Origin of the sequence: Cohnella suwonensis (assembly GCF_042655365.1) — a bacterium.
Lineage (GTDB): Bacteria > Bacillota > Bacilli > Paenibacillales > Paenibacillaceae > Cohnella > Cohnella suwonensis.
Window position 1 is genome coordinate 23,677 of the sequence record NZ_JBHSMH010000060.1, and the last position, 6,000, is coordinate 29,676.

At 42.4% G+C, this 6,000-nt stretch carries 5 protein-coding genes; 1 reads left to right on the top strand and 4 read right to left on the bottom strand.

All coding sequences use genetic code 11. The annotated features are described in order from the left end of the window. Positions 1-22: 22 nt before the first annotated feature. From ACFPPD_RS16880 to ACFPPD_RS16895, 4 genes are all read right to left on the bottom strand, one after another. Positions 23-1,231 (bottom strand): IS110 family RNA-guided transposase, encoded by a 1,209-nt coding sequence (locus ACFPPD_RS16880; RefSeq protein ID WP_209751091.1) that lies wholly within the window; start codon positions 1,229-1,231, stop codon positions 23-25. Positions 1,232-1,550: 319 nt separating this feature from the next. Then, entirely contained in the window at positions 1,551-3,008 is a 1,458-nt protein-coding gene (locus ACFPPD_RS16885) for an MDR family MFS transporter (protein WP_209751093.1), read from the bottom strand. 65 nt (positions 3,009-3,073) lie between these two features. After that, positions 3,074-3,313, bottom strand: a complete 240-nt coding sequence (locus ACFPPD_RS16890) for a hypothetical protein (protein WP_209751094.1) — start codon at positions 3,311-3,313, stop codon at positions 3,074-3,076. A 545-nt stretch (positions 3,314-3,858) separates the two neighbouring features. Beyond that, complete coding sequence (locus ACFPPD_RS16895; protein ID WP_209751096.1) at positions 3,859-4,350, bottom strand: cysteine hydrolase family protein; 492 nt, start codon at positions 4,348-4,350, stop codon at positions 3,859-3,861. A gap of 120 nt (positions 4,351-4,470) precedes the next feature. Here ACFPPD_RS16895 and ACFPPD_RS16900 point away from each other — a divergent pair, with 120 nt between their 5' ends. Further along, positions 4,471-5,403, top strand: coding sequence for a helix-turn-helix transcriptional regulator (locus tag ACFPPD_RS16900; RefSeq protein ID WP_209751098.1), 933 nt, complete (start codon positions 4,471-4,473; stop codon positions 5,401-5,403). Positions 5,404-6,000 lie beyond the last annotated feature (597 nt).

Consider the following 6,000-nt stretch of genomic DNA (forward strand, 5'->3'; position numbering starts at 1 on the left):
AGGTTATACCAAAGGCTTTTTGTTATGCATCACGAAATGTTTTTTTGCTTTTTAAAATGGCATGTAACCAATGCACTAACTTATTTGCGCAAGCAACTAGAGCAACCTTGTGTGGCTTTCCCTCAGCTCTTTTTCGTTCGTAGAACTCTTTCAGTCGAGTATTACGTGAACGTATGAGGCCGCACTGGACAGCCATTACTAGCGCATAACGAAGTTGTCGTGAACCACGTTTGGTGATTCGATTTCGAGTCGCTGTGAATTTCCCTGAAGCAAAGACACTCGGGTCAATTCCAGCAAAAGCGACTAGCTTTTTTGGATGATCAAATCGGTCGACTTCCCCAACTTCGGATAAAATTGTTGCAGCAATTTTATGACCAATACCGGGGATAGACTGGATTAAATCATACTCTTCAATTTCTTTTGCCAGGGCATCTATGTTCTGTTCCAACTCGGCGAGATGCTCCTGGTACTGAAGAATAATGGTGATTAAGATCTTAAAATTAATTAAGTGGCTTGCATATACGGTTTGTTGAAAAGGGTTTTGTTTTGCAGCCTCGAGCAACCGCTGAACGCGTTCGTAAATCCAGTTCTCTGAGCGCCCTCGTTTAGATAAAAGAAGGGACTCAATCTTAGATTTGAGCATCTCTTCATCGGTTTGTAAAACCGAATATGATGTTGGAAACTCATATAATAAACGAAGTGAAACACTTGAATACATAGCCCCAAAGACGCCCTTGTAGGCGGGAAATACTTGATCCAAAACGGATTGGAATTGTAATTTTGTCTGCACGCACATCTTCGAAAGAGATTCATATTGCCGCGTCAGATAGCGTAAATTAAGCAACTGCACGCCTCGTTTTCTAAACGGCTCGAATTCTTCTTTGTAGTGGAGTTCACCTAGAAGATAAGCATCGGCAGCATCCGTTTTTACTTTACGGAGTTGTGATTTTCTTAGTCGATTTGAAATCAGCGGATTGATCACAATGTAAACATAGTGATGCTCCTCTAAGAATTGAACGACAGGACTTTGATAATGTCCGGTCGCTTCAAGAATAATCGTTGGATGTTGACCAGACGCATGCTCAACGTCTTGAATCACGTGAAGCAATTGCAGAAGTCCATCTCGTGTATGTGCGAATTGAAACGTCCCCTTGAAAGGTTTCCCCCGATCTAAAAAGGTCTGTCCATGGCTTTCTCCTTTTGAAATATCTAGACCAATTACAGGATTCATCCGATCTCTCCTTGAAGTGAATTTACCGGCAGCCCCTATGATTTTGCTTGTCGCTCCATAGCATCGCATGTGATACGGGATCCATGTCCCAACCAGCCTCAATCATGGTTATGACAAGTAGGGGTGAACATTATAGCGCTCGGGATCAAGTCCCACGGGCAGGTACGTTCGACCCGGCCACCTTCAACCCTCCAACCAAAACAAAAAAGGATCAACCAGTAAGATCTGGTTGACCTCATAATACGAACGGGCAGGTTAGTTGAAGATTATTCGCGGTGAACCGTATCATAAATGACGGCGAAATAAGTGTTTCAAGACCCTAGGGCAACAAGTTTTTGGGTTCTTCCTTTTGAGAAAAATTGGAACTAAGACGGCTGTTTATAAACCACCCCAGCACGAAAACGAGTGTGGCGAGAATAAATTCAATCCCAAAAACCGTTTGTAGGCCGGTAAGAACGCTCTGCGTTTTCTCATGCACTGCAGTGGGATCGAGCGAATGTTGAAGATAACGGTTGGCTCCGGATGACATGACGCCAACGAACAAAGCGATGCCCATTCCCCCGGCAATTTGTTGGAGAGTATTGTATATGGCTGTGCCATGGGCGACTAGATGACGCGGAAGTTGATTCAAACCCGTTGTCTGTGCCGGCATGACGACAAACGATATGCCAACAAATAAGAGGATATGATTAAAAAGAACGGAACCTTGAGCAGTATCGCTGTCGATACCGGCAAAAAGCCATAAGGATATAGCGATCAAGAGCAATCCGGGCACTATGACGAATCTCGGCCCGAATTTATCGAATAATTTTCCCGTCACCGGCATCATCATTGCGTTCAAAATACAGCCGGGCATCAGAAGTAAACCTGCCGCGAAGGCTGTCAACTGCATCACATCCTGCAAATAGATCGGCAGCAATGTCGTGGTGGCGAATAGAACCATCATCAGGACGACTACCAATACCGCAACTAAAGAAAAAGTGCGATGCTGGAATACGGACAAATCGATCAACGGTTCTCTGATCTTGAGCTGCCTCCAAATAAGCAAGAGCAAGAAGAGGCTTCCTAGGGCAATCAAACCGTAACCCTCAAGCTCAGACCATACATTTGTTCGTCCGAAGCCGTAGATGACGCAGCCGAAACCGATGGTCGATAACACAATGGATAAAAGATCGACCCTTGGCTTGGTTATTTCTGTCACGTTCTTTAAGTGCAGGAATGCATAAATAATCGAAAACAATGCGACAGGAATCACCATAAAGAATAGCCATCGCCAGTGTAACGTATCGATGACCAGACCAGACAAAGCTGGCCCGATGACAGGAGCGACCATAATGACCAGCCCCATGAGCCCCATGGCTGCACCCCGGCGTTCTAGAGGATAAATAGCGAGAATCGTATTCATCATCAACGGGACCAATAATCCTGTCCCGCAAGCTTGAACGACCCTGCCCATCAGCAAAATTACGAATCCAGGGGATCCTGCACACAAGCAGGTGCCGGCTAAGAATAACGCCATCGCAGACATAAACATCTGGCGAGTCGTGAACCACTGCTGCAGCAATGCGGTCACCGGCACCAGTACGCCGATCACGAGCATATAACCCGTCGATAACCATTGTATGGTCGAAGCAGAAACGTTGAATTCCCGCATCAAACCAGGAAACGCATTGGTAAGTAAATTTTCGCTAAGAAAAGCAACAAATACGCCTATGAGCAGCGCGGCTAACATCGGCCCTCTCCTCCATCCGCTTGCTTCGTGAACCTGCTCGTTCATCTTGTACCTCCCGAACGTTCTTTTTGTTCTGTCCTTGACACCCAATGGCCGGCCTATCGTGCAAATTATCCTGCATCATCGCTTTCTAACAAGGAATAAAAATGATCGCGGTCTTCATCATCGAATTTGCCGATTATCCGTACCCTGACAAATTCATGTCCGCCATTCATGTCTATTTCCTCGCCAAACCTATTGTAGAGCGCAATCATATTGCCATCCCGATTCAACTCCATGTACCCGTAGCATTCAACTTCGGGCGTTTTACCGTAAAGGAGCATAAATCTGATTTTGTCCACTCTGTTCATGCAGACCCTCCTTTTCTGTCTACCCTCTCCCATTGATCTGAAGAGAATTTTACGTGAAACTGGATGAATTGGAAAAAGCGAAATTGCTTCTCATTCTCGGAAATTCATTCCTAATTCGAAACCAGTAGTGGGGCGCCCCCGCTTTTTCGCTCATTTGCACATTATCTCTTGACAGGATGAGGTTTGGGGATTATTATATCGTGCCGGTTAACTCAATAAGGTAAATCAATAAAAAGGCCGACTTTTCGAAGTGCCTTGGCACCGAATCGTCAGCCTGTCGTGCAGATCATGAAAATAAAAATCCATAAGAACATCAACTAAGGAGCATGCCGTGGCAGCTCCTTTAGCGTTTTTCGCCGATAGATCCGTTAAGCTGAACCATATCACAAGTAGTGGTAAAGCGGAAAATGGAGCTAATGGTGAATAAAAGTGGTTGGGGAGATCCATTACAAATAAGAATGAGAGACCGAATAAGCTTAGAGCTTCTTTGGTCTTTCAGCGGCGGGCGGAAAAACGCCCGCCGCGCTGTGTGTATGGAAGAGAGCTTAAATTAATAGGTCATTCAAACAAATAATTTTACTACCTTTACTTTCATAATAACGAAGCATTTCATCAATTTTCCTTTTGTCATAACTGGTAACGCAATCTGATAGGACATTAACGCCATAATTTGCTTTGCGTAAGTTGTAACAGGTTGATTTAACACAAGCAACAGCATCTGCTCCTGCGATGTAGAAATCACATATTTCATTTTTACTAATAAAGTCTGTAAATTCTTCACAACTTAATGCGTTTCCTTTGTATTTTGTAAAAATATTTTTTGATACTATTTTCAAGTCTGAAGCTAATTCAGACCCATATGTATTGGGTTTAAGAGTCCTCGTGCCGGCTGATAAATTTTCATGCCTTATATAAATAACATGGATATTATTATTGACTGCCCAATCAATAGCTTTATTGATATTGCCAATAATATCCTTGTAATTCTTTGTTATGTCATTTTGAATATCGATTATTACTAAGGCTTTTTTCTGCATAGTGTTTCCTCCTGATAGGTAGATTGATTTGTTTGCTTTTTGAATATACCTTGTAATTGTTGACGACAGTATGGCAACAATCAATAATGATAACAAGAAATTTTGGAAGGCGGCTATCAGATGAAAGTTGACAGGCTTGTTAGCATTATTATGATACTCCTTGATAAAAAGCGTATAGGCGCACAGGAGTTAGCCGATATGTTTGAAGTTTCACCCCGCACAATCTACCGTGACATAGACACTATCAACATGGCGGGTATTCCTGTTCGCTCAACATCGGGAGTGGGCGGCGGCTTTGAAATCATGCAGAAATACAAGATTGATAGTAAGGTTTTTTCGACTGCCGACCTTTCCGCTATCTTGATAGGGCTTTCCAGTCTTTCCAACATGATACGAGGTGATGAACTGGTAAACGCCCTTGCAAAAGTCAAGAGTTTTATCCCCGCCGACAGAGCGAAAGATATTGAATTCAAAGCAAATCAAATATATATAGATTTAAGTTCGTGGATGGGTAACAGAAACATACAACCATATTTAGAAATTATCAAAACAGCTTTACAGGAAAGCAAGCTACTTTCGTTTGAATATGCAGACCGCTACGGAAGTAAAACCACACGAATAGCCGAGCCGTATCAGCTTGTATTGAAAAGTAGTCATTGGTATTGGCAAGGGTATTGCCATAAAAGAAATGATTTTCGCTTATTTAAACTATCCCGCACATCAAACCTACAAATACAAGAGGAATTTTTTACGCCACGAGATTATCAAAAAACGCAGTTAGAATTTACTGATATTTTGGCAACTATGCAAACAAAAATCAAAATTCGTATTCATAAATCTATCATGGATAGGGTACTTGATTATTGCACTTATGAACACTTTTCACCAGACGGTGATGAGCATTGCATTGTTAGTTTTCCTTTCATAGAGAACGAATACTACTACAATATTCTTTTCAGTTTTGGGGATAAATGCGAGTGTTTAGAGCCGTTACATATTCGCACAGAAATGAAGCGTAGAATACATGATATAGCTACCATATACGAAAGTTAATACATGGAGTTAGACGAAAAGGACTGTAAAATTTACTGTGTAATCTCTCCAATCTATCTATTAGACGCGATGTAAGTACGCTCTCGAGATCCGAAAGCTGATCTACACGACCAATATGATCGAGAGTTACCACCGCCTGCTCGGCAAGGTAACGAAGGGAAAGAGTACCTTCCCGTCTTGTCTTTATATACAAATGTATACTTTGTGGTCAAACTTCACTTTGTGCTTAGATACATTGCGGTGAACCGTATCATAGTTACATACAGGTCATTCTGCTAACGGGTAACTATAGCTCAATAAAACAGCGGTTGTCTAGGACTTTATTTTCTCGTCCATGACTACAGCTGTTTTCATGTTTGGGTCCAGCCTAATCCTTATATTACGAGATGTGACGATTTTACGCTTTAAAAAGTCACATGGGACCAACGAATACAATCTACTGCTTTATTTTCTCTTTACATTATTTGCGACGAAAAAACCTGGTCAACGAATGCTGACTGCGTATTCCGAAAAGTTTTAGCCACCCATTCCGGAAAGTAATGGTCACCGATTCCGGAAAGTCTTAGCCAGTCATTCCGAAAAGTATTGGTCGGTCAT

Bases quoted from the DNA above. Each gene is read 5' to 3' on its own strand.
- ACFPPD_RS16880 (WP_209751091.1), bottom strand. From the start codon at position 1,231: ATGAATCCTGTAATTGGTCTAGATATTTCAAAAGGAGAAAGCCATGGA.
- ACFPPD_RS16885 (WP_209751093.1), bottom strand. From the start codon at position 3,008: ATGAACGAGCAGGTTCACGAAGCAAGCGGATGGAGGAGAGGGCCGATG.
- ACFPPD_RS16890 (WP_209751094.1), bottom strand. From the start codon at position 3,313: ATGAACAGAGTGGACAAAATCAGATTTATGCTCCTTTACGGTAAAACG.
- ACFPPD_RS16895 (WP_209751096.1), bottom strand. From the start codon at position 4,350: ATGCAGAAAAAAGCCTTAGTAATAATCGATATTCAAAATGACATAACA.
- ACFPPD_RS16900 (WP_209751098.1), top strand. From the start codon at position 4,471: ATGAAAGTTGACAGGCTTGTTAGCATTATTATGATACTCCTTGATAAA.